19 protein-coding genes are annotated in these 22,516 nt (G+C 70.6%); 9 read left to right on the top strand and 10 right to left on the bottom strand.

Annotation, left to right across the window (positions count from 1 at the left end; genetic code table 11):
* Positions 1-107: 107 nt before the first annotated feature.
* Both BU197_RS09600 and BU197_RS09595 read left to right on the top strand, forming a co-directional pair.
* Complete coding sequence (locus BU197_RS09600) at positions 108-1,847, top strand: LCP family protein (protein WP_188267816.1); 1,740 nt, start codon at positions 108-110, stop codon at positions 1,845-1,847.
* Between the two features lie 396 nt (positions 1,848-2,243).
* The gene (locus BU197_RS09595; protein WP_223182605.1) at positions 2,244-3,704 is read left to right on the top strand and encodes an LCP family protein; all 1,461 of its coding nucleotides are present in this window, start codon (positions 2,244-2,246) and stop codon (positions 3,702-3,704) included.
* A gap of 84 nt (positions 3,705-3,788) precedes the next feature.
* Here BU197_RS09595 and BU197_RS09590 read toward each other — a convergent pair whose 3' ends face one another.
* Positions 3,789-4,820, bottom strand: a complete 1,032-nt coding sequence (locus BU197_RS09590; RefSeq protein WP_188267815.1) for a glycosyltransferase family 2 protein — start codon at positions 4,818-4,820, stop codon at positions 3,789-3,791.
* A 249-nt stretch (positions 4,821-5,069) separates the two neighbouring features.
* Here BU197_RS09590 and BU197_RS09585 point away from each other — a divergent pair, with 249 nt between their 5' ends.
* Entirely contained in the window at positions 5,070-6,446 is a 1,377-nt protein-coding gene (locus BU197_RS09585; RefSeq protein ID WP_411158468.1) for an LCP family protein, read from the top strand.
* Positions 6,447-6,519: 73 nt separating this feature from the next.
* Here BU197_RS09585 and BU197_RS09580 read toward each other — a convergent pair whose 3' ends face one another.
* Entirely contained in the window at positions 6,520-7,053 is a 534-nt protein-coding gene (locus tag BU197_RS09580; RefSeq protein WP_223182599.1) for an acyl-CoA thioesterase, read from the bottom strand.
* Between the two features lie 130 nt (positions 7,054-7,183).
* On the opposite strand from BU197_RS09580, the gene BU197_RS09575 reads away from it, so the two are divergent.
* Positions 7,184-8,545 carry an LCP family protein gene (locus BU197_RS09575; protein WP_188267813.1) on the top strand — a complete coding sequence of 454 codons (1,362 nt, stop codon included), beginning with the start codon at positions 7,184-7,186 and terminating at the stop codon, positions 8,543-8,545.
* Between the two features lie 257 nt (positions 8,546-8,802).
* Positions 8,803-10,128: a UDP-glucose dehydrogenase family protein gene (locus BU197_RS09570; RefSeq protein ID WP_188267812.1), complete on the top strand. Its 1,326-nt coding sequence runs from the start codon at positions 8,803-8,805 to the stop codon at positions 10,126-10,128.
* Between the two features lie 64 nt (positions 10,129-10,192).
* Here the strand turns inward: BU197_RS09570 and tgmC are convergent, their stop codons facing one another.
* The 3 genes from tgmC to tgmA are packed head-to-tail and all read right to left on the bottom strand — an operon-like array spanning position 10,193 to position 12,560.
* Positions 10,193-11,356, bottom strand: a complete 1,164-nt coding sequence (tgmC, locus tag BU197_RS09565; RefSeq protein WP_188267811.1) for an ATP-grasp peptide maturase system methyltransferase — start codon at positions 11,354-11,356, stop codon at positions 10,193-10,195.
* Positions 11,353-12,318: an ATP-grasp ribosomal peptide maturase gene (tgmB, locus tag BU197_RS09560; RefSeq protein WP_188267810.1), complete on the bottom strand. Its 966-nt coding sequence runs from the start codon at positions 12,316-12,318 to the stop codon at positions 11,353-11,355. Before tgmB ends, tgmC begins: the two co-directional genes overlap by 4 nt.
* Entirely contained in the window at positions 12,318-12,560 is a 243-nt protein-coding gene (gene tgmA / locus BU197_RS09555; RefSeq protein WP_188267809.1) for a putative ATP-grasp-modified RiPP, read from the bottom strand. Before tgmA ends, tgmB begins: the two co-directional genes overlap by 1 nt.
* Positions 12,561-12,833: 273 nt before the next feature.
* On the opposite strand from tgmA, the gene BU197_RS09550 reads away from it, so the two are divergent.
* The gene (locus BU197_RS09550; protein ID WP_223182600.1) at positions 12,834-14,075 is read left to right on the top strand and encodes a helix-turn-helix domain-containing protein; all 1,242 of its coding nucleotides are present in this window, start codon (positions 12,834-12,836) and stop codon (positions 14,073-14,075) included.
* A complete protein-coding gene (locus BU197_RS09545; RefSeq protein ID WP_188267808.1) occupies positions 14,066-14,584 on the top strand; it encodes a GNAT family N-acetyltransferase in 519 nt (172 codons plus the stop codon). The genes BU197_RS09550 and BU197_RS09545 overlap by 10 nt, the downstream gene beginning before the upstream one ends.
* A 206-nt stretch (positions 14,585-14,790) precedes the next feature.
* Here the strand turns inward: BU197_RS09545 and BU197_RS09540 are convergent, their stop codons facing one another.
* From BU197_RS09540 to BU197_RS09530, 3 genes are read right to left on the bottom strand one after another with little or no spacing between them, the layout of a single operon-like run.
* Positions 14,791-15,993: a dipeptidase gene (locus BU197_RS09540; RefSeq protein WP_188267807.1), complete on the bottom strand. Its 1,203-nt coding sequence runs from the start codon at positions 15,991-15,993 to the stop codon at positions 14,791-14,793.
* Positions 15,990-16,487 (bottom strand): 5-(carboxyamino)imidazole ribonucleotide mutase, encoded by a 498-nt coding sequence (gene purE, locus BU197_RS09535; RefSeq protein ID WP_188267843.1) that lies wholly within the window; start codon positions 16,485-16,487, stop codon positions 15,990-15,992. Before purE ends, BU197_RS09540 begins: the two co-directional genes overlap by 4 nt.
* Positions 16,488-16,528: 41 nt before the next feature.
* Complete coding sequence (locus tag BU197_RS09530; RefSeq protein WP_411158467.1) at positions 16,529-17,722, bottom strand: 5-(carboxyamino)imidazole ribonucleotide synthase; 1,194 nt, start codon at positions 17,720-17,722, stop codon at positions 16,529-16,531.
* Positions 17,723-17,856: 134 nt separating this feature from the next.
* Here BU197_RS09530 and BU197_RS09525 point away from each other — a divergent pair, with 134 nt between their 5' ends.
* Positions 17,857-18,372 (top strand): GtrA family protein, encoded by a 516-nt coding sequence (locus BU197_RS09525; RefSeq protein ID WP_188267805.1) that lies wholly within the window; start codon positions 17,857-17,859, stop codon positions 18,370-18,372.
* Between the two features lie 85 nt (positions 18,373-18,457).
* On the opposite strand, the gene BU197_RS09520 is transcribed toward BU197_RS09525, so the two are convergent.
* Both BU197_RS09520 and BU197_RS09515 read right to left on the bottom strand, forming a co-directional pair.
* On the bottom strand, positions 18,458-19,729 hold the full coding sequence (locus tag BU197_RS09520) for a HAMP domain-containing histidine kinase (protein ID WP_188267804.1): 1,272 nt from the start codon (positions 19,727-19,729) through the stop codon (positions 18,458-18,460).
* Positions 19,730-19,815: 86 nt separating this feature from the next.
* Positions 19,816-20,493 carry a response regulator transcription factor gene (locus tag BU197_RS09515; RefSeq protein ID WP_188267803.1) on the bottom strand — a complete coding sequence of 226 codons (678 nt, stop codon included), beginning with the start codon at positions 20,491-20,493 and terminating at the stop codon, positions 19,816-19,818.
* 430 nt (positions 20,494-20,923) lie between these two features.
* Here BU197_RS09515 and BU197_RS09510 point away from each other — a divergent pair, with 430 nt between their 5' ends.
* On the top strand, positions 20,924-22,444 hold the full coding sequence (locus tag BU197_RS09510) for a peptide MFS transporter (RefSeq protein WP_188267802.1): 1,521 nt from the start codon (positions 20,924-20,926) through the stop codon (positions 22,442-22,444).
* Positions 22,445-22,516 lie beyond the last annotated feature (72 nt).

The following is a 22,516-nucleotide window of genomic DNA, read 5'->3' as shown; positions in this document are numbered from 1 at the left end:
GTGCACCCGTAAGGCGTGGTCGCACTCACCAAGGATCGAACGACCGGGAGAGCGGCGCCCTGTGGGGGAGGCGCCCCGCGCCGCACCGACGGAGGACTCGAGGAACCGTGGACGCGCACAGCCGTGGACGGGCGGACGACATCGACCCCGCCGACCAGTGGGTCCTCAACCCGCGAACGGGCAACTACGAGCTGCGACTGGACCACTCCGCTGAGCAGTCGCAGGCACCTTCCCCGGCCCATGGATCCACCGCTCCCGTGCCCGCTCGGGGCCCCGCCGAAACCCCGGCCGCACCCGCCGCACCCGCCGTGCCCGTGCAGCGGCGCCGCCGGGTCGACGAGGAGGACGACGGCGGCGGGCGGCAGGCCCCGGCGAGCCGCCGCAAGCCGAAGCAGGGTGCCTCCCGCAAGCGCAAGGCCCTCCTGTGGACCGGCGGCACCATGGCCTTCGTCCTGGTGGGCGGCGCCACCGGCGCGTACATCCTCTACAAGAAGCTCGACGGCAACATCGCCGTCATCGACACCGTCGGCAGCGAGAGCAAGGGCTTCCGCAAGGGCGAGGCCTTCAACGTCCTGGTCATCGGCACCGACAAGCGGACCGGCAAGGGCAACGAGGGCTACGGCGACAAGGACAGCCCCGGCCACGCGGACACCACGATCCTCTTCCACGTCGCCAAGGACCGGACGAACGCCACGGCGCTCTCCATCCCCCGCGACCTGATGACGACGATCCCCGAATGCCAGTCACGGCAGCCTGACGGAACGATTCTGACGATCCCCGGCCAGGAACAGGCCCGCTTCAACGTCAGCCTCGGCCAGGACGGACGCGACCCCGGCTGCACCATGCGGACCGTCAAGGAGCTGACGGGTCTGACCGTCGACCACTTCATGATGGTCGACTTCAACGCCGTCAAGGAGCTGTCCACGGCCGTCGGCGGCGTGAAGGTCTGCGTCGAGAAGCCCGTGGACGACAAGAAGTCGCATCTGAAGCTCCCCGCCGGCGAATCCGTCGTCGAGGGCGAACAGGCACTCGCCTTCGTCCGTACGCGCTCCAGCTTCGGCAACAAGAGCGACCTCGACCGGATCAAGATCCAGCAGCAGTTCATCGGCTCGATGATCCGCCAGATCAAGTCGAGCGAGACCCTGACCAGCCCGAAGAAGCTCTACGACCTGGCCCAGGCGGCGACCAACGCGCTCACCGTCGACAAGGGCATAGGTTCCCTCTCCAAGCTGGAGGACATGGCGAAGGAGCTGTCCGGGGTCGACACCAGGAACATCGCGTTCACGACCCTCCCGGTCATCGACAACCCGGACGAGCCCAAACCCGTCACCGTGGTCCCGCACCCGACACAGGCACCCGAGCTGTTCTCCGCGCTCCAGGCCGACGTCTCGCTGACCGAGGTGAAGAAGAAGGCACAGGACACCAAGAACGCCCAGGCCCAGGCCCAGGCGAAGCTGCTTCAGGGCACCCGCGCCCAGGCCTCCGACGTACGCGTCGACGTCTACAACGGCAGCGGCATCCGGGGCGCGGCCCAGTCGACGCTCAACTGGCTCCAGAACGAGCAGGGCGTGAACCGCTCCACCAACAAGAGCAACGCGCCCGAGAAGGCGGCGCGGACGACGCTCACCTACGCACCGAACCAGGCCGATCAGGCCCGCGCGCTCGCGGACATGATGGGTCTTCCCGCCACGGCACTCAAGCCTGGCACGCAGGACGCCGCGCCGCGCGAGCCCATGACGCTCGTCCTCGGCGCCGACTTCAAGGGCGCGGGGGTGCCCGTCAACGGCCCGGCGAAGGCGCCGGACGTCGTGAAGGTAGAAGCTGACAAGCAGGTGTGCGCCAAGTGACCCGGAAGCACCGGGACTCGGCGCACGCCTGACTGACGAGGGGACCTTGGGGTGGGACAGAACAGCGTGCGTGGGGAGGGAACGCGGGGACGCGTTCCGCGCGCCCGTGAACTGGGCTGGGACGACGAGATGTACGGCGAGGGCGAGGCCGGGAAAGCGGCCGGCGGCCACGCAGTGACGTCCGAGCGGTCCGGGGACGACGGGGACGACGGCGGCGGGGCTTCCGGCGCCTCGACCCGTGCCGAGCGCCGTCGCGGCGCGGCGGGCGGCGGCGCCTCGGCCGGTGGCGGCGGCGACGGCCGCTCGGGACACCGGCGCGGCGGCTCCCGCAGGCGCGGCAAGGGCCGCGCCAAGAAAGGCGGCAAGCGCAAGGTGCTGCGCTGGGTGGCCATCACGATGTCGGTGCTGATACTCGGGACGGCCGGCGCCGGATACCTCTACTACCAGCACCTGAACGGAAACATCCGCGGCGGCAGCCGCGCGGGCGGCGAGAGCGGCGTGAAGAAGGCCGCGCCGAACGCGCTCGGCGACACCCCGCTGAACATCCTCCTGATCGGCTCCGACAGCCGCGCCGACGCCAAGAACGTGGCACTCGGCGGCGGCAAGGACCTCCGGGACGCCAAGCCGCTCGCCGATGTGCAGATGCTGCTCCACGTCTCCGCCGACCGGCAGAACGCCTCCATCGTCTCCATACCGCGCGACACCATCGTGCCCATACCGGAGTGCAAGGACGGCGCCCAGACCTACCCGGCGACGACCAGCGACCCCATCAACGAGACGCTGGGACGCGGCGGTCCCGGGTGCACCCTCACCACCTGGGAGAAGCTCACCGGGATCTACATCGACCACTGGATGATGATCGACTTCGCCGGTGTGGTGGCGATGGCCGACGAGGTCGGCGGCGTCCCCGTCTGTGTGAAGACCGGCGTCTGGGACAAGTCGACCCGCGCCCAGAAGGGCGGCTCGGGCCTCAAACTGCCCGAGGGGACCACCGAGGTCCAGGGCAAGCAGGCCCTCCAGTGGCTCCGTACCCGGCACGCCTTCGGCAGCGACCAGAACCGGGCGAAGGCCCAGCACATGTACCTCAACGGCATGGTGGAGAAGCTCCAGAAGCAGAACGCCTGGAGCGACACCGGCCAGCTGATGAGCCTCGCCGAGACCGCCACGAGGGCGCTCCAGGTCTCCGACGAGCTGAAGAGCGTGAAGAAGCTCTTCGATCTGTCGATGCAGCTGAAGAACGTGAAGATGAACCGTCTGACGACGGCGACGGTCCCGACGACCGAGTGGTCCCAGAACCGGAACAAGGTCGTCATGATCGAGTCGGCCGCCGACAAGATGTGGTCGATGCTCCGCGACGACATCGCCTTCGACAAGAACGGCAAGCCCGCCGGGGAGAAGGCCAAGCCGACCGCGCCCGCGAAGCCGAAGGCGGTCCCCGAGGAGCCCGGCACCCTCGCCGTGACCGTCCTCAACGGCACCGCGGGCAACGACAAGTCGCCCGTCGAGGGCCGTGCCAAGGCCATCGCCAAGGCCCTCGCGGACAAGGGCTTCACCCAGGCGGGGCACTCCAAGGAGCCCGCGCCCCGCGAGGACACGATCGTCCTCTACCCGAAGTCCGGCGGCGACCAGGGCAAGGCGAACGCCGCCTCCGTGGCCAAGGCCCTCGGCCTCCCGGAGAACAAGGTCAGGGCCGACGAGAAGGCGGAGGGCATCACCCTCGTCGTCGGCGCGGACTGGCGCGAGGGAGACGCCTTCAAGGCCCCGGCGACGGTGGCGGGCGATCTGCCCGTGGGCGCCGACGACAAGACGGAGTGCATGGACATCTACTCGGTCTACCGCTGGGACGGCAAGAGCTGACCGCTCCCCGCACACGGCGACGGCCGGGCCCCCTCGGCGGGGACCCGGCCGTCGTGCTTCTCGCCGAAGAGGAGGCCCGGGGGCTCAGACCGCCTCGGTCTCGCCCGTGCGGACGGCCGGGCGGCGGCTCGCGATGACCTTGCGCGCCAGGGAGCGGGGGCTGGTCAGGAAGCCGTACCCCCAGGACATGTGCATGGTCGCGAGGGCCACCGGGATCTGGAGCCGGGCCTTGAGCGGCAGGCCCTTGCCCGCCGGGACGGAACCCGCCGTGATCGCGGCGAGGTAACCGGCCGGGATCACGAAGCCGAAGGGGGTGAGGACGGCGCCCGTGACGAGACCGGCCACGATGGCGCAGAGGGCCACCGGCGGGGCCAGATAGCGCAGGTTGATGGAGCCCTGGTGGTAGCGGGCCACCACATGGCGCCAACGCCCGTAGTCCTTGTACTGCTTGGCGAGGGCGCGCACCGAGGGGCGCGGCCGGTACTGCACGCGCAGCTCCGGCGAGAACCAGATCAGCCCGCCGGCCTCGCGGATGCGGAAGTTCAGCTCCCAGTCCTGGGCGCGGATGAACTCGACGTTGTAGCCGCCCTGCTGCTCCAGCGCCTCCCGGCGGAAGACGCCCAGGTACACGGTCTCGGCGGGCCCCGCCTCGCCGCCGGTGTGGAAGGCGGCGTTGCCCACGCCGATCCTCGACGTCATGGCGGCGGCGACGGCGTCCTCCCACGCGTTCTCGCCCTCGGCGTGCATCACCCCGCCGACGTTCTGCGCGCCGGTCTCCTCCAGGAGCCGGACGGCGGTGGCGATGTAGTTCGGGGAGAGCATCCCGTGTCCGTCGACGCGCACCACGATCGGGTGGTGCGAGGCCTGGATCGCGGCGTTGAGCGCGGCGGGGGTACGGCCGGTGGGGTTCGGCACCGTCTGGACGCGGCGCTTGTCCGACGCGGTCTCGCGGACGAGTTCGGCGGCGATCTCGTCGGTGCGGTCCGTGGACGGCCCGAGCGCGATCACCACCTCCATCTCGCCGTCGTACTCCTGCTCCAGGATGTGGCGAACCGAGGTGCGCAGATACCGCTCCTCGTTGAGAACCGGCATGATCACGGAGACGGGGGGCAGCATGGTTCCTCGGGGGTTCGGGGGTCGCCCCCCGGGAGACGGCGTTATTGCCCGCCACGTTACCGCGAACGGGGGACACCGAGCGCGCCCGCACGGGTGGTGCACCACTCCTCTGATCGTATGGACCTATCGTGCTCCGGTCCCTACGTCACACCGCGGAGGTGTCCGTCCGTGCCCACACCGCCCCGCCCGGCCCGCCCCCGGCCCGCCGCCCGCGCCGTGCCGGTCCGCCGGAGGCGTCCGCGGTGGGGGATACGGGCGGCGACGGCGCTCTCCGTGACGGTGCTCGCGGCGGGCGGGATCGGGCACGCCGTGGTGACCGGGCTCGACACCGGGATCATGCGGGTCGACCCCTTCAAGGACATGAAGAACCGGCCGCAGGCGGGCCACGGGATGAACGTCCTCGTCGTCGGCACCGACGGACGCGACCGGATCACCCCGGAGGAGCGGACCCTGTACCGGCTCGGCGGCGCCCCCTGCCACTGCACCGACACGGTGATGCTGGTGCACCTCTCGGAGGACCGGGAGCGGGCCAGCGTGGTGAGCCTGCCCCGCGACTCGTACGCCGAGATGCCCGAGCACACCGATCTGACCACCGGCAAGGAGCACCACGCGCATCCGGTGAAGCTGAACGCGGCGTACGCGGAGGGCGGCCCCGGGCTGACCGTGCGGACCGTCGAGTCGATGACCGGCGTCAAGATCGACCACTATCTGGAGCTGGACTTCACCAGCTTCATGCGGACCGTGGACGCCGTCGGCGGGGTGCGGATCTGTACGACCCGGCCGATGAAGGACGCGTACACCGGGCTCGACCTGCCCGCGGGCACCCATGAGCTGAACGGCGGGCAGGCCCTCCAGTACGTGCGCTCCCGGCATGTCGACGGCGCCGCCGACCTCGGGCGGATGCAGCGGCAGCAGCGCTTCCTCGCGGCGCTTGCCGAGCGGATGTCGAGCGGCGGGGTGCTGCTCAACCCGGTGCGGTTCCGCGAGGTGGCGACGACCATGCTGGGCTCGGTCCGCGCGGACGAGGGCTTCGGCACGGACCAGCTGCTCGCCCTCGCCAAGGCGATGCACGGCTTCACCCCGGCGTCGTCGGAGTTCGTCTCGGTGCCGGTCGGCGACATGAGCTTCCCCGTGAAGGGGATCGGCTCGACGGTGAAGTGGGACGCGGCGAAGGCGCAGAAGCTGTTCCAGTCGCTACGGGAGGACCGCCCGCTGGCCCCGGCGCCCACCGGTTCCTCGGCGAAGGCGCCGAAGGCGCTGGTGGTGGACGTGCCGCCGCGCACGGTCCGGGTGCAGGTCTACAACGGCACCCGGACCGACGGGCTCGGCAGGAAGGTCGACGACGCGCTGCGGGGCACCGGCTTCGACACCACCCGCACCCCGATGACCGGGGCGGGCCCGGAGCGGGACCGGACCGTCATCGAGTACGACCCGCGCTGGGACCGCTCGGCGAAGACCCTGGCCACGGCTCTCCCGGGCGCGGAGCTGCACCCGGTGGAGGGGCGCGGCGGGACCCTGCGGGTGACGGTGGGCGCGGAGTACCGGGGGGTGACGGCGGTCCACGCGGAGGACACGGCCCACGGCCCCTTCGAGGCGGTCACGGGAGACAGGGTGGTGTGCCCTTAGGGGGTACGGGTACGGGAGGGGCGCGTACGGAGGAAGGCGTACGGGTACGGGAGGAGCGCGTACGGGTACGGGCTCAGTCCTCGTACCCCTCCGCCGCGCGGCGCTCGCGGAGTTCCATGATCGCCTGGCGGCGGGCGAGGCGGTGGGTGCGGCGGATCTGGGCCTCCTGGTTGCGGCGCTTGTCCTGCTCCGTCTCCGGGATGACCTGCGGCACCGCGCGGGGCCTGCCCTCCGCGTCGACGGCGGCGAAGACGAGGTACGCGGAGCCGACCTGGGTGGCGGGCGTGGACTCGTTCCAGCGCTCGGCCAGGACCCGTACGCCGACCTCCATGGAGGACCGGCCGGTCCAGTTGACCTGGGCCTTCACATGCACCAGATCGCCGACCCTGACCGGTTCGAGAAAGGCCATCTCGTCCATCGAGGCGGTCACGGCCGGGCCGCCGGAGTGCCGGCCCGCGACCGCACCCGCCGCGTCGTCCACCAGCTTCATGATCACGCCGCCGTGCACCGTACCGAGGAGGTTGGTGTCATGGCTGGTCATGATGTGGCTGAGGGTGGTGCGGGAGGCGGAGGTGGGCTTGCCCGGGATATCGCCCTGATCTGTCATGCCCTCCACCATATGCCGGGTCCGGTCGTGGTAGCCGTCCGGTCCGGTTTGCATCAGCTTGGCAACAGGGGCGGCCCTATCCTCCACCCGGCCTGTCGTCCACGAAGGCCTGCCCGGCACACTGGTCCGCATGAATGACTGGCCCGAAGACGGCGGCTACGGCCGCGGCAGCGCGAACCCCCAGCCCGAGGGACCGCGCCGGATGAGCCATGTGCGGCGCCCGCCGGTGCCGCAGCAGCCGCCTCGGCACGACCAGGGCTACCACCAGGGCCAGGGTCAGGGCTACGACCAGGGCCAGGGTCGGGGTTACGACCAGGGTCAGGGTCGGGGTTACGACCAGGGTCAGGGTTACAACCCCGACTTCACCCAGGCCCAGGGCACGGGGTACGACTCCGGCTACAGCTCGGGCCAGGTCTACGGCGGCCCGCAGGGCGGCGGGCACGGCGGCGTGCCCCCGCAGTACGCCCCGGGTCCCGGCGGCGGGCAGCCCGGCGGACCCGGACGCGCGGCCCCCGACTGGCGCAAGCGGATCAAGATCGGCTCCATCGTCGTGGTCGTGGGCGTCCTCGTGTGGGGCGTCGGCACCTACGCGTGGGCCAGCTCGCGGATGCGCAACGAGGTCGATCTCTCCAAGGTCGTCGAGCGCCCCGCCGAGGGCGACTGCACGACGTATCTGATCGTCGGCTCGGACAGCCGTGAGGGCATGACCGCCGAGGAGAAGAAGAAGCTGCACACCGGCTCCGCCGAGGGCAAGCGGACCGACTCCATGATGATCCTCGCCGCGTGCTCCAGCGGGAACACGATGATCTCGCTCCCCCGTGACTCCTGGGTGACGATCCCGAACTTCGTCGGCTCCGAGTCGGGCAAGGCGTTCCCGGCCCGCGGCGGCTCCAAGCTGAACGCGGCGTACGCGCTGGACGGGCCCGAACTGCTCGTGCGTACCGTCGAGTTCAACACCGGGCTGCGCATCGACCACTACGCGGAGATCGGCTTCGCCGGTTTCGCGAACATCGTGGACGCGCTCGGCGGGGTCGAGCTGAACATCGAGAAGGGCTTCAAGGACAAGAAGTCCGGCGCCGACTTCCAGGCGGGCACGCAGACCCTCAACGGCGAGCAGGCGCTGGCCTTCGTCCGCACCCGTTACGCCTTCGCCGAGTCGGACCTCCAGCGGACGAAGAACCAGCAGAAGTTCCTCTCCGCGCTGGCCAACCAGGCGGCGACACCGGGCACGATCCTCAACCCGTTCGCGCTGTACCCGACGCTGGGCGCCGGTCTGGACACGCTGATCGTGGACAAGGACATGTCGCTGTACGACCTCGGCAAGATGTTCTTCGCGATGAAGGGCATCAACAGCGGCGACGGCAAGTCCATGAACATGCCGATCGCGGGCAGCGCGCCGCAGAACTCCCTGAAGTGGGACATGCCGAAGGTGAAGCAGCTCGTCGAGCAGATCAAGAACGACGAGAAGGTCACGGTCGAGTCGAACCGCTGACGCCCGGCCCCGCATGTCGCGCGGCGCCGCTTCTCGTACGGCGCCGCTTCTCGTACGCATCATGAGGGGGTGTCCTCCCACCGAGGAGGACACCCCCTCACGGCACGAAGTCCGGCACGGAATCCGGGACGGGGTCCGGCACGGAATCCAGGACGGGGTCCGGCACGGAATCCAGGACGGGGTCCGGCACAGGGCTCCCGACCAGGGCAGGACTATGCTCGGGCAGGCATTCCGCCCGACGTTCACTGGAGACCCGCATGGCCCTCAAGATCACTGTGATCGGCACCGGCTACCTCGGCGCCACGCACGCCGCGGCCATGGCGGAACTGGGCTTCGAGGTGCTCGGGCTCGATGTGGTCCCCGAGAAGATCGAGATGCTCTCCGCCGGGCGGGTCCCGATGTACGAGCCCGGTCTTGAGGAACTGCTCGCCCGGCACGTCGCCGGCATCGAGGGCTCCAGCGGGCGGCTGCGCTTCACCACCTCCTGGGAGGAGGTCGGCGCCTTCGGCGATGTGCACTTCGTCTGTGTGAACACCCCGCAGAAGCACGGCGAGTACGCCTGCGACATGAGCTACGTCGACTCCGCGTTCGCCTCCCTCGCCGCCGTCGTCCGCGAAGGGGCCCTGGTCGTCGGCAAGTCGACCGTGCCCGTCGGCTCGGCCGAGCGGCTCGCGGGCGTGCTGCCGGAGGGCGTGGAGCTGGCCTGGAACCCGGAGTTCCTGCGCGAGGGCTTCGCCGTGTCGGACACCCTGCACCCGGACCGGATCGTGGTCGGCGTACGCGGCGAACGGGCCGAGAAGCTGCTGCGCGAGGTGTACGCCGTACCGGTCGGCGAGGGCTCGCCCTTCGTCGTGAGCGACTTCCCCACCGCCGAGCTGGTGAAGACCTCCGCGAACTCCTTCCTCGCCACCAAGATCTCCTTCATCAACGCGATGGCCGAGGTCTGCGAGGCGGCGGGCGGCGACGTCGCCAAGCTGGCCGAGGCCATCGGCTACGACGACCGCATCGGGGCGAAGTTCCTGCGCGCGGGCATCGGCTTCGGCGGCGGCTGTCTGCCGAAGGACATCCGGGCGTTCATGGCCCGCGCCGGGGAGCTGGGCGCCGACCAGGCGCTGACCTTCCTGCGCGAGATCGACTCGATCAACATGCGGCGGCGCGGCCAGATGGTCGAGATGACCCGCGAGGTCCTCGGCGGCAGCTCCTTCCTGGGCCGCCGGGTCGCCGTCCTCGGCGCCACGTTCAAGCCGGACTCGGACGACGTCCGCGACTCCCCCGCGCTGAACGTCGCCGGTCAGATACACCTCCAGGGCGGCCAGGTCACCGTCTACGACCCGAAGGGCATGGACAACGCCCGCCGCGTCTTCCCGACCCTGGGCTACGCGGACTCGGCCCGCGAGGCGGTACGCGGCGCGGACGTGGTGCTGCACCTGACGGAGTGGCGCGAGTTCCGCGACCTCGACCCGGCGGACCTGGCCGAGGTCGTCTCCTCCCCGGTGATCCTGGACGGCCGCAACGCCCTGGACCCGGAGCGCTGGCGCGCGGCGGGCTGGACGTACCGGGCGATGGGGCGGCCTCGGGCGTAGGGGGCGGGGGCTCGCGGAAGCGGTTGCGCGCCCCAGGGCTTCAGGGCCTCAGGGCTTCAGGGCTTCAGCCGAGCCGGTGTTCCCAGCGCAGCAGGGGGCTGCCGTCGATCCCGTACAGGTGCGATCCCTCGGTGACCTGGAGGCGGACGGTCTCGATGCCGGGGCGTCCCGCGTCCTGCCAGGCGACGAGGGAGCGTTCGACGCGGTCCCAGAGCGGCACGGGACCGCCTTGGCGCACCGTCCAGCCAGGGCCGTCGGGGACGAACGCGGCGAACGACTCGCGCTCCGGGTCGAAGAGATACCGCAGGGGTGTGCCGTCGCCGTCCGTCGCCCGGACGAACTGCGCGCCGGGCGCCGCGAGCTGGGCGAGGAACGCGGGCATCCACTCCTCCAGGGCGAGCGGGGGCACCAGCGCGGGCCGCTCGCCGTCCGGGCAGGCGGTCCTCGCGGAGAGGTCGCCCGCCAGGGGAACCACGGCCTGGGCCCGCGCCTGCATGAAGGAGGAACGCCCGACGATCCCGCCCTCGGCGGTGCCGTCCTCGCCGACGGTCAGCCTGGCGAGGCCGGTCCCCCACGGCCAGGACCCGACCGTGCCGAGGACGATGCCACCGGGCCGGGTCTGTCTGATCCACGCGTACGGGATGCGCCGGACGGCGCAGGTGGCGATGACACGGTCGTACGGTGCCCGGTGCGGGTGTCCGAGGAGCCCGTCGCCCGTCACCGTCCAGGTGGAGAAGCCGACGGCCTCCAGGGCGGCGTCGGCACGGGCCGCCACCTCCGGGTCGACCTCGACCGTGGCGACGGCGTCCTCGCCGAGACCGTGGCACAGGAGAGCCGTCGAGTAGCCGGTGCCCGTGCCGATCTCCAGGACCCGGTGGCCCGCCGAGACGTCCAGCGCCTCGATCATGGCGACGACGGTGGCCGGGTCGGTCGAGGAGGACGTGGGAAGACCGGTGACGGGGCCGTCGGCCCGGTCGGCGGTGAGATGGCCGTCGAGCTGGGTGGTGAGGGTGTCGAGGCCGTACGCGATCCTCGACCAGTCACCCTTCTCCGTACGGGCGGCGGTGACGGGCCGCCAGACCCGCCCCTCGTCCAGGAACACGCCCGGGTGGAGGAACCGCTCCCGGGGCACGGTCTCCACGGCGGCGCGCAGCCAGGGCGAGACGAGGACGCCTCGGTCCGCGAGCAGGGCGGCCATCCGGTGCCGCTCGTGCGCGGTGTCGGTCATCGTCGGTTTCCTTCCGTGAGGAGGTCGGCGAAGGCGGCGGACAGCGGCAGTCCGGTCTCCGTCTCCAGCCACCCCCACTGCCCGTTGGGGTTCAGCTCCAGCCACCAGTGGTGGCCCGCCCGGTCCACGGCGAGGTCGAAGCTCCCGGACACCAGTCCGAGCCGGCCCAGGTAGTCGCGCAGGGCCTTGTCCACAGGGCCGGGAAGACGCTCGACGGCGTAGGTGAGAGCGCTGTAGTCCCTGCGCCAGTCCAGCAGTCCGGAATCGATGCGTACGGCGAACGTGCGCCGGCCCACGATCAGGACGCGGAGATCGGCGACCTTGTCCACCCGGGCCTGGAACAGGTGGGGAGTCACGCGGACGCTGTCGTCGATCTCGTCGGCGGTGACGGGAGCGGCCCACCCGGTCACCGGCACGCCGTCCCGCGTGTACGGGGTCCACCGCAGGGTCTTGGAGATCGCCTCCGGCTGGGAGCGGATGAACTCCCGGGCCGCCTCGGGATCGTTGGTGACCAGGGTGGGCGGGACGGTGAAGCCCAGCCGCCGGGCGAGCGCGAGTTGGGCGGGTTTGTAGTCGGCCGCCGCCATGCGAAGAGGGTGGTTGACCCAGAGCGGGTCGTCCAAGGCGTAGAGGATGCCTCCGAGCCCGTACCGGACCTGCGCGGCAGCGAACCGGGAATCGTCCGGCGGCAGATGGGCGAACGACGGCCACTCGGGGCGGCGCCAGTACACCGACCGTACGCGGGTCAGGTCGAGGCGCCTCGACGGGGTGCGCGCCTGCCCGGTCACGGGGGCCGTGCGGGCACCGAACCCGGCCGAGACGGTGAGGTGCTCACCGATGTCGGCCGGGTCGAACCGCACCACCGGCACCGCACGCCGGTCGAGTACGCCGATCACCATGTCGGCGGTGACGTCGTCCGCCTCGGTGACCACCAGGACCGTGCCTTGCTCGACCGATGTCATCAGTCCTGGCTGCTGTCCTGGTCGTGTCCTTGGTCGTTCTTGGAGTCCGAGTTCGTCGTCGTGGACGTCTCGGTGCCGGAACCGGTCCCGTGCCTGCCCCTCTCGACGACCCGCCCGGCACGATCACGGAAGACCCCGAGCTGCGTCGCGGGGTCGATGGAGACGGTGGCATGGGGCCGACGGACGACGGCCGGGTAGGGCGCGAGACGGGCGGCGGCCCAGGGGCGGGTGGGGGTGGTCATGGGGAACTCCTTGGATGAGGTGAGGCTTACGCCTCGGAGGAGAGCGGGGCGGATGCCTTCGGCTGCCGACGTCCACGGTGCGCTGGGCGTCCTGACGCTTCGGGGCCCCGAAGCGTCCTTCGACCTCCGGGGTCGTACGACCATTCAACGGACTTGCGACGACAGCGGCCAGGAAGGCTTGTCGTCGTCTCCCGCCCGGCCAACCGGAAGACTTTGCGTACCCATTACGCCTCAGCTGGTTCGCCCGGCGTCTCCCCAGCTACCTTCGGCGCCATGGGAGCGAACGCCATCCTCAAGGGCCGGATGGATGAACTCGGCCTCACACAGGACGAATTAGCCCATCGGATGAACGCCGCGATCGAGTCACTCGGGGGCAGACCGGGCGACGTGTCCTCGCGTACAGTGCGGAACCTGCTCAACGGGAGCACGCGGAGGCCGATCGGCCGTACATGTGCCGCATTGGAAGCGGTTTTCGGGTGCCCCGTATCGGCCCTGGGGTTCGACCCGCCCCGTGCCACCGCACCAGCGGAGGATCCCGTGCACCGCAGAACCTTTCTTGGCGCAGTGACCGGAACCACCGCCACCGCCGTGGCTGCCTCGGCCGGCCGCACGCGGTGGGGGCAGGCTGACATCTGCCGCCTTCACCGGGAGTACACCGACCTGCTCAGAGGTGACCGGCTCGGTGGAGCACGACAGGTCGAGAACCAAGCCATCGAATTGGAGGCCCGCATCCAGCGGGTTCTCACCGGCCACGGCGCCTCGGACCGTGTCCGGCGTCGGATGTACCGGCTCGCCTCCCATGCCAGATGCCTGGCAGCCTTCGCAGCCATCGACAGGAGTGCTCCGCGGCGCGCCCGCGCCCACCTGGACACAGCCCTCACCCTTGCCGGGCTCGCGCGCGACGGCGAGACCACGTACCAGGTCTGGGACCATCTGATGCTCACCTCCAGCCAGCGGGAGAACCATGCCGAGGCGATGGCCGGTGCCGAGGTGATGAAGCGTTCGTCGGTGGCTCGACGCGATCCTCTGTACGCGTCCCTGGGGCACATGCGGCATGCCAACGCCTTGGCCATGCTGCACCGGCCCGTCGAGTCGCTGAGAGCCCTGGATCTCGCGGAGAAGGCCTTCGGACGAGCCCGGGATGAGGAGCCGCCGATGTGGATCACTTTTTACGGCCCGGCCGAGTTCGCCGCCCTGTCGTCGTACGTCTGGACGGCGCTGGGGGAGCACGAGCGGGCCGAGTCCTGTCTCCACCGCACCCTCGCCGCTCTCCCCGGTGACATGGCCCGGGACCGGGCCCTGTACACGGCGCACCTTTCGCTGTCCCAGGCCAGGCAGGGGGAGCCCGAGTCGGCGTGCGTCACGGCACGGCGGGCCTACGTGATGCTGTCGTCGGCGGTCGGCTCCCAGCGCACGATGAACGCCCTCAACCGAACGCGCCAAGTCGTCGAGGCCACGGGCACGAAGGCGCCCGCAGTGGCTGACTGGATCGAGGAGTCCCGCCGATGGACCTGAAGTGGTACACGCACTCCGACGCGCCCGCCGTCCGTTCCCTGCTTCTCGATGTCCACGACGAGGTGTACGCGGACGATCCCGACCCGTTCCACTCGCGTGAGAGGTTCTCGTACTTCCTCGACCTGTGGTCGGGACGCGAGGACTGGCGGTGTGTCTCGGGGTGGCAGAGCGGTGGCCCGGTCGGGTACGCGTACGGCTCGATGTTCAAACCTGGCGGCTGGTGGAAGGGGTCGCTTCGGCCCAGGGATGTGCGAGGCCGGATCTTCGCCCTGTCCGAACTGATGGTGGTGCCGTCGTGGCAGGGCACCGGCCGGGCGCGGCGCATTCATGACGCGCTCGTCGAGTCGACCGAGGCGGACTTCGTGACGCTCCTCGTCGACTCCGCACACCCCAAGGTGCGTGCACTGTACGAGAAATGGGGCTACGCGCAGCGGGACGAGGCCAAGCCTTCCGAGGACTCGCCTGTGTACGCGGTGATGGTGCGCGCGGCACGGACCGATGCCCCCTAAACCGAAGGGCTCCGGGCAGGAGGGCCGGTCGCCGTACGAGAAGCCTTCCACGTACACCTGCGCCACCCGCTGGTCCGTGATCTCCCTGCCGTACCACGATTCGTGCGAATGGGGACAGTAGCGCTTCCTCGCCCTGAAGGCCCCCCGTGGCGGGAGGGGCGGCTCGTCACAGACCGCCCCTCCCGCCCGTCGACGCCCTCAGCGCCCTACGCGTCCCGCGCGTCCAAAGACTCCAGCGTCGCGTTCGAGACCGCCGTCCTGTTCCTCAAGTCCCGGGAGACCGATTCCGCGTCGCGGAGGGTGCGGACCGCGTTGGTCCAGGTCAGTTGGGTGAGGTCCTGGTGGGACCAGCCTCGGTGGAGGAGTTCGGCGATCAGGTTCGGGTAGCCCGAGACGTCGTCGAGGCCCTCGGGGGTGAACGCCGTGCCGTCGTAGTCGCCGCCGACGCCGATGTGGTCGATGCCCGCCGCCTCGCGCATGTGGTCGAGGTGGTCGGCGACCGTGGCGGCGGTGGCGCGGGGGCGCGGGTCCGTCTCCTCGAAGGCGTGGTGGATCGCCATCGCGCCCGCCGTGGTGTCGAGCGGGTGGAAGCCGTGCGCCCGCAGGTTCTCGCTCGCGCGGGCGGTCCACTCGGCGGCGCCGGGGAGGATGAACTTGGGCACGAACGTGGCCATCGCGATGCCGCCGTTGGCGGGCAGCCGCTCCAGGACGTCGTCCGGGACGTTCCTCGGGTGGTCGCAGACCGCGAGGGCCGAGGAGTGCGAGAAGATCACCGGCGCGGTACTGGCGTCCATCGCGTCCCGCATGGTCGACGGGGCCACGTGCGAGAGGTCGACCAGCATGCCGGTGCGGTTCATCTCGCGGACGACCTGCCGGCCGAAGGCGGAGAGTCCGCCGACGCGGGGCTCGTCGGTCGCCGAGTCCGCCCAGTCGTTGTTCTGGTTGTGGGTGAGCGTCATGTACCGCACGCCCAGGGCGTACAGCGCGCGCAGGGTGGCGAGGGAGTTGTTGATCGAGTGGCCGCCCTCGGCGCCCTTGAGCGAGGCGATCCGGCCCTGTTTCCTGGCCGTCTCCATGTCGTCCGCCGTCAGCGCGGGCGCGAGGTCGGCCGGGTAGCGCGCGAGGAGTTGGTCGACCGCGTCGATCTGCTCCAGGGTGGCGCTGACCGCGTCGTCCCCCGCGAGGTCGCCGGGGACGAACACCGACCAGTACTGGGCGCCCACGCCCCCGGCCCGCAGCCGGGGCAGGTCGGTGTGGAGTTCGCCGGTGCGGTCGGCGCCGATGTCGAGCCGGTCCAGGTCGTAGCGCGCGCGGGCGCGCAGCGCCCAGGGCAGGTCGTTGTGGCCGTCGACGACGGGGTGCCCGGCGAGCAGCGCGCGGGCCTCCTGGAGCCGGTCGGCGGCGCTCATCCGGCGAAGCCGAAGGAGTCGCTGCCCCCGACCTTGGCCCGCAGTCTCCGGCCCTTCTCGGTGGCCTGGTCGTTCAGTTCCCGCTGGAAGTCGCGCATCCGGTCGAGCAGCGCCGGGTCGTGCGCGGCGAGCATCCGGACGGCGAGCAGGCCCGCGTTGCGGGCGCCGGCGACGGAGACCGTGGCGACGGGGACGCCGGCCGGCATCTGCACGATGGAGAGCAGCGAGTCCATGCCGTCGAGGTACTTCAGCGGCACGGGCACGCCGATGACGGGGAGCGGGGTGACGGAGGCGAGCATGCCCGGGAGGTGGGCGGCGCCGCCCGCTCCCGCGATGATCGCCTTGAGGCCGCGGCCCGCGGCCTCCTCGCCGTACGCGATCATCTCGCGGGGCATGCGGTGCGCGGAGACGACGTCGACCTCGTAGGGGATGCCGAACTCGTCGAGGGCCTGGGCCGCGGCTTCCATGACGGGCCAGTCGGAGTCGGAGCCCATGACGATGCCGACGACGGGCGCGGTGGCGCTGCTCGTGCTGCTCACTCGGTGATCGTTCCTCGCAGGTAGCCGGCGGCATGGCGGGCGCGCTCCAGCACGTCGTCCAGGTCGTCGCCGTAGGTGTTGACGTGGCCCACCTTGCGGCCGGGCTTCACGTCCTTGCCGTACATGTGGATCTTGAGCTGCGGGTCTCGGGCCATGCAGTGGAGGTACGCGGAGTACATGTCCGGGTAGTCGCCGCCGAGGACGTTGCACATCACGGTCCACGGGGCGCGCGGGCGCGGGTCGCCCAGGGGCAGGTCGAGGACCGCGCGGACGTGGTTGGCGAACTGGGAGGTGACCGCGCCGTCCTGGGTCCAGTGGCCGGAGTTGTGCGGGCGCATCGCCAGTTCGTTGACGAGGATGCGGCCGTCGGTGGTCTGGAACAGCTCGACGGCGAGGTGGCCGACGACGCCCAGTTCCTTGGCGATCCGCAGTGCCAGTTCCTGCGCCTGGCCGCCCAGCGTCTCGTCGAGGTCGGGGGCGGGGGCGATCACGGTGTCGCAGACGCCGTCGACCTGGCGGGACTCGACGACCGGGTAGGCGACGGCCTGGCCGTGCGGGGAGCGGACGATGTTGGCCGCCAGCTCGCGGACGAAGTCGACCTTCTCCTCGGCGAGGACCGGGACGCCCGCCCGGAAGGGGTCGTGGGCGTCCTCGGCGGTGCGGACGAACCAGACGCCCTTGCCGTCGTAACCGCCGCGGACGGTCTTGAGGATGATCGGGTACCCCCCGACCTCGGCGGCGAACGCCGCCGCGTCCTCGGGGTCCGCCACGATGCGGTGCCGGGGGCTGGGCACGCCGATCTCGTCGAGCCGGGCGCGCATCACCCCCTTGTCCTGGGCGTGCACCAGCGCGTCGGGCCCGGGGCGGACGGGGATGCCGTCCGCTTCGAGGGCCCTCAGGTGCTCCGTGGGGACGTGCTCGTGATCGAAGGTGATCACGTCACATCCACGCGCGAAGGCACGCAGCGTGTCCAGGTCGCGATAGTCGCCGACGACGACCTCGCTCACCACCTGGGCCGCGGAATCCTGCGGGGTGTCACTGAGGAGCTTGAACTTGATGCCGAGGGGGATGCCCGCCTCGTGGGTCATACGGGCGAGCTGACCGCCACCGACCATGCCGACTACCGGGAACGTCACCCTCTTAGGGTATCCGCACCACCGAGGAACACGCGTCCGGCTGTGCTTTGGCACAACGAAGGGCCAGGTGGGGAGCGGCTTCCCCCATGGTTTGCGAGGTACACCGACGGGTGACAGGGGCGCTGGTTAGCATGGTCGGGTTGACGTCGCCCGGACGTCATACGGACGGACGGGACTGAGCCATCACCATGAGTGAACCCGGCGCGCTGCGCACGCGACTCGACCGGCTCGTCCGTGAGGTCGTCAAGTTCGGTCTGGTGGGCGGTCTCGGCGTCCTGGTGAACCTGGGCGCCTTCAATCTGATCCGTCACTACACGGACATTCCGATGGTCCGGGCCAGTCTGATCGCCACCGTGGTCGCCATCGCCTTCAATTACGTGGGGTTCCGCTACTTCACGTACCGCGACCGGGAGAACTCGGGGCGGACGAAGGAGATGACGCTGTTCCTGCTGTTCAGCGTCATCGGCATGGTCATCGAGAACGGTGTGCTCTACGCGGCGACGTACGGCGTCGGCTGGGACGGTCCGCTGGCGAGCAACTTCTTCAAGTTCTTCGGCATCGGCATCGGGACCCTGTTCCGCTTCTGGTCGTACCGCACCTGGGTGTTCCGGGCGCTGCCCGCGAAGGAAGCGGTGCAGACCGCCGAATCGTTCCTCGAACACGCGCCGCGCCAGGCGACCCGCCGCCAGCCCGACCGGGTCTGAGCCGAGCCCGGATCGGGGCCGAGCCGGGGCCGGGTCGGGGCTGAGTCAGGGTCGGATCGGGGTCCCAGGCGGGCCCGTACGGGATTTACCGTACGGGCCGTTCCAGGGGTTCCGCCGAGATGCCCCTGACCTCCCGGCTGAGGAAGAGCGCGAAGACCGGCGGCTGCTGCTGGAGCAGTTCGAGGCGTCCGCCGTCCGCCTCCGCGAGGTCCCGGGCGACGGCCAGACCGATGCCGGTGGAGCTGCGTCCGCTGACGGCTCGTTCGAAGATCCGCGCGCCGAGGTCGGCGGGGACGCCCGGCCCTTCGTCGGTGACCTCGATCACGGACTGGTTGCCGGTGACCCGGGTGCGCAGGGCGACCGTGCCGCCACCGTGCATCAGGGAGTTCTCGATGAGGGCGGCGAGGACCTGGGCGACCGCGCCGGGGGTGCCGACCGCGCGCATGCCCTGCTTGCCGGAGTGGACGATGGCCCGTCCGGCGCTGCGGTAGGCGGGGCGCCACTCCTCGATCTGCTGCTTGACGACCTCGTCGAGGTCGAAGGCGACGGCGGAGCCCGTCCGTGGGTCGCGGGAGTTGGTGAGCAGCCGTTCGACGACGTCGGTGAGCCGCTCGACCTGGGTGAGCGCGATCGTCGCCTCCTCCTTGACGGTGTCGAGGTCGTCGGCGAGGGCGACCTCCTCAAGGCGCATGGAGAGCGCGGTGAGGGGGGTGCGGAGCTGGTGGGAGGCGTCGGCGGCGAGCCGGCGTTCGGCGGTGAGCATCCGGGCGATGCGCTCGGCGGAGGCGTCGAGGACGTCCGCGACCCGGTCGAGTTCGGGGACCCCGTACCGCTTGTGGCGGGGGCGGGGGTCGCCGGAGCCGAGACGCTCGGCGGTCTCCGCGAGGTCGGTGAGCGGGGAGGCGAGCCGGTTCGCCTGGCGTACGGCGAGGAGGACGGCGGCGACGACGGCGAGGAGCGCCACCGCCCCGATGATCAGCAGGGTGCGGCCGACCTCTGCGGTGACGGCGGAGCGGGACTCCTCGACGGTGACCAGCTCGCCGCGCTCGCCCTGGGCGTGCCCCCGCAGGACGTCGCCGCCGGGCCGGTTGCCGATGTGGATGGGCTCGCGGCCGGGGATGCGGATCGTGGCGTACCGCTTGGCGCCGCTCTGTTCGGCGAGGATGTCCGGGTTGACGGGCTCGCCGCCGATGAGGCGGCTGTCGACGATGGAGACGATCCGCAGCGCCTCCGAGTCGACGCTCTCCTGGGCGCTGCTGGTGATCGTCCGGGTCTCCACGATGACCAGCGAGACGCCGAAGACGGCGATGACGACGAGCACCACGGCGAGCGTGGACTGGATGAGACGGCGGCGCACGGTGCGGGGTCAGCTCTCTTCGAAGCGGTACGGGGCCGGCCACGCGAAGGCCGTACGGAGTCGGCCCCGCGCGCGGCCGTACGGGGTCAGCTCTTCTCGAAGCGGAAGCCGACGCCTCGGACGGTGGCGATGTAGCGCGGGTTCGCCGCGTCGTCGCCGAGCTTCTTGCGGAGCCAGGAGATGTGCATGTCGAGGGTCTTGGTGGAGGACCACCAGGTGGTGTCCCAGACCTCGCGCATCAGCTGGTCGCGGGTGACGACCCGGCCGGCGTCCCGGACCAGGACCCGGAGCAGGTCGAACTCCTTCGCCGTGAGCTGGAGCTCCTCGTCCCCCATCCAGGCGCGGTGCGACTCGACGTCGATCCGTACGCCGTGGGTGGCCGGGGGGACGGCGGGCTCGGTGGCGCCGCGCCGGAGCAGGGCCCGGACGCGGGCGAGGAGTTCGGCGAGCCGGAAGGGCTTGGTGACGTAGTCGTCGGCGCCGGCGTCGAGCCCGACGACGGTGTCGACCTCGTCGGCGCGCGCGGTGAGCACCAGGATCGGGACCGTGTGGCCTTCGGCGCGCAGCCGGCGGGCGACTTCGAGACCGTCCATGCCGGGCAGTCCGAGGTCGAGCACGACCAGGTCGACGCCGCCCTGGAGTCCGGCGTCGAGGGCGGTGGGGCCGTCCTCACGGACCTCGACCTCGTAACCCTCTCTCCGCAGGGCGCGGGCCAGCGGTTCCGAGATGGAGGCGTCGTCCTCGGCGAGCAGTACACGGGTCATGGAGTGATGGTAGTCCGCGCGGGTGCCGGACCGGGGCGGGTTCGGCCGGGGCCGGAGTCCTCCTGTGGATCTTGTGCTCGTCGCGCGCGGGACCTTCGAACAGGTGCATGCGGTTGCGTCTTGGCCTGTGATCCATCTCTCAAGTCCTTCCATATCCGACAGTGTCGTGGCGTATGGTGGCGAGACGTCTGTAGCGGTAAACGGGGACCTTTGGCCGACTTCACTCGCCGAGGTCCTCTTCTGCGTGAGGTGCGGCTGCGCCGTTCCTCAGGACGATGAATGACCTGTGGGCCGGGTTCCGGGACGCGACGACGCGATTCCCGGGGCGTGGATCCCGACGGGGCCGTACCGACGGCCCCTGCGGTGCCGGCCTCCCCCACCGGGCGCATCACGCTCACAAGGCACGCGTCCCGACAGAGCAAGGATCGACATGGCGTCCAGCCTGACGACGGCTTCGAACGGAATCTCCGGTTCCGGGAAGACGTTCCTCGGCCACCCCCGCGGCCTGGCCACCCTCTTCTTCACCGAGATGTGGGAGCGATTCTCCTACTACGGCATGAGGGCACTGCTCGTTCTCTACCTGGTCTCCGGCGGCACGGACGCGGCCGTCGGCAGCCAGGGCGGCGGATTCGCCATGACCGCGGCCACGGCCACGGCCATCTACTCCGTCTACGTGTCGATGGTCTACCTGATGGCCATGCCCGGCGGCTGGTTCGGCGACCGCGTCTGGGGCGCCCGCAAGACCGTCGCCATCGCCGGTTTCGTCATCATGGCCGGTCACGGTCTGCTGGCCCTGCCCGGCCAGGCGATGTTCTTCGTCGGTCTCGTGTTCGTCGCCGTCGGCTCCGGTCTGCTCAAGGCCAACATCTCGACGATGGTCGGCCACCTCTACGACGGTCCGGACGACCCGCGCCGTGACGGTGGCTTCACGCTCTTCTACATCGGCATCAACCTGGGTGCCTTCGTCGCTCCCTTCATCGTCGGCACCATCGGCGAGAAGGTGAACTGGCACCTCGGCTTCGCCCTCGCCGCCCTCGGCATGGGCCTCGGTCTGGTCTGCTTCCTCTCCTTCTCCAAGAGCCTGAGCGAGAAGAGCAACGTCGTCCCGAACCCGCTCACCGCGCAGGAGCGCAAGGGCATCCTGACCAAGGCCGCGATGATCGTCGTCGTCGCCGCCGCCTTCTACGGCGTCGTCGTCGGCCTCGACATGTTCACCTTGAAGTGGGCGCTCGTCCCGATCACCCTCGCCGGTCTGATCATCCCGGTCGCCGTTCTCGTCCGCATCAAGCGGGACAAGGACCTCGACAAGACCGAGCAGTCGAAGATGACCGGCTACATCTGGTTCTTCGTCGCCGCCGCCGTCTTCTGGATGATCTACGACCAGGGTGGTTCGACGCTCTCCCTGTTCGCCGACGGCAAGGCCGCCGACAGCCTCTTCGGCTTCACCTTCCCGGCCACCTGGTTCCAGTCGCTGAACCCGCTCTTCGTGATGGCGTTCGCCCCGGTCTTCGCCTGGCTGTGGCTGTGGCTCTCCCGCCGCAACCAGGAGCCGAACACCGTCGTGAAGTTCTCGATGGGCCTGGTCCTGGTCGGCGCGTCGTTCTTCGTCTTCATCATCCCGATGAGCATGGCGTCCGACGGCACCAAGGTCTCCCCGATGTGGCTGGTCTCGATCTACATGATCCAGACCATCGGCGAGCTGTGCCTCTCCCCCGTGGGCCTCTCCGTCACCACGAAGATGGCGCCGCAGAAGTACGCCTCCCAGATGATGGGCGTCTGGTTCCTCGCCGTCACCGCGGGCGACTGCACCACCGGTCTGCTCTCCCTCGCGGGCGTCAGTCTGAACGGTACGGGGATCATCGCGATGGAAGCCTCGCTCGCGGTCCTCGCGGGCTTCGCGATCTTCATGTACCGCAAGAAGGTCCAGAGCCTCATGGGCAGCGTCCGCTGACGCCACCCCCTTCCGTACGGCTCTGAGGGCCGCCGCACCGACCGGTGCGGCGGCCCTCCGCCGTTCCCGGCC

The organism is Streptomyces sp. CBMA291, assembly GCF_014596525.1.
Taxonomy (GTDB): domain Bacteria; phylum Actinomycetota; class Actinomycetes; order Streptomycetales; family Streptomycetaceae; genus Streptomyces.
The sequence above is the reverse complement of the archived record's forward strand: the minus strand, read 5'-3'. Positions and strand labels throughout refer to the sequence as shown.

Coding starts and splice junctions, on each gene's coding strand:
- BU197_RS09550 (WP_223182600.1), top strand. CDS start 12,834: ATGGGAGCGAACGCCATCCTCAAGGGCCGGATGGATGAACTCGGCCTC.
- BU197_RS09545 (WP_188267808.1), top strand. CDS start 14,066: ATGGACCTGAAGTGGTACACGCACTCCGACGCGCCCGCCGTCCGTTCC.
- BU197_RS09525 (WP_188267805.1), top strand. CDS start 17,857: ATGAGTGAACCCGGCGCGCTGCGCACGCGACTCGACCGGCTCGTCCGT.
- BU197_RS09575 (WP_188267813.1), top strand. CDS start 7,184: ATGAATGACTGGCCCGAAGACGGCGGCTACGGCCGCGGCAGCGCGAAC.
- tgmB (WP_188267810.1), bottom strand. CDS start 12,318: ATGACATCGGTCGAGCAAGGCACGGTCCTGGTGGTCACCGAGGCGGAC.
- tgmC (WP_188267811.1), bottom strand. CDS start 11,356: ATGACCGACACCGCGCACGAGCGGCACCGGATGGCCGCCCTGCTCGCG.
- purE (WP_188267843.1), bottom strand. CDS start 16,487: ATGGGCTCCGACTCCGACTGGCCCGTCATGGAAGCCGCGGCCCAGGCC.
- tgmA (WP_188267809.1), bottom strand. CDS start 12,560: ATGACCACCCCCACCCGCCCCTGGGCCGCCGCCCGTCTCGCGCCCTAC.
- BU197_RS09580 (WP_223182599.1), bottom strand. CDS start 7,053: ATGACAGATCAGGGCGATATCCCGGGCAAGCCCACCTCCGCCTCCCGC.
- BU197_RS09595 (WP_223182605.1), top strand. CDS start 2,244: ATGTCGGTGCTGATACTCGGGACGGCCGGCGCCGGATACCTCTACTAC.
- BU197_RS09570 (WP_188267812.1), top strand. CDS start 8,803: ATGGCCCTCAAGATCACTGTGATCGGCACCGGCTACCTCGGCGCCACG.
- BU197_RS09515 (WP_188267803.1), bottom strand. CDS start 20,493: ATGACCCGTGTACTGCTCGCCGAGGACGACGCCTCCATCTCGGAACCG.
- BU197_RS09590 (WP_188267815.1), bottom strand. CDS start 4,820: ATGCTGCCCCCCGTCTCCGTGATCATGCCGGTTCTCAACGAGGAGCGG.
- BU197_RS09510 (WP_188267802.1), top strand. CDS start 20,924: ATGGCGTCCAGCCTGACGACGGCTTCGAACGGAATCTCCGGTTCCGGG.
- BU197_RS09540 (WP_188267807.1), bottom strand. CDS start 15,993: ATGAGCGCCGCCGACCGGCTCCAGGAGGCCCGCGCGCTGCTCGCCGGG.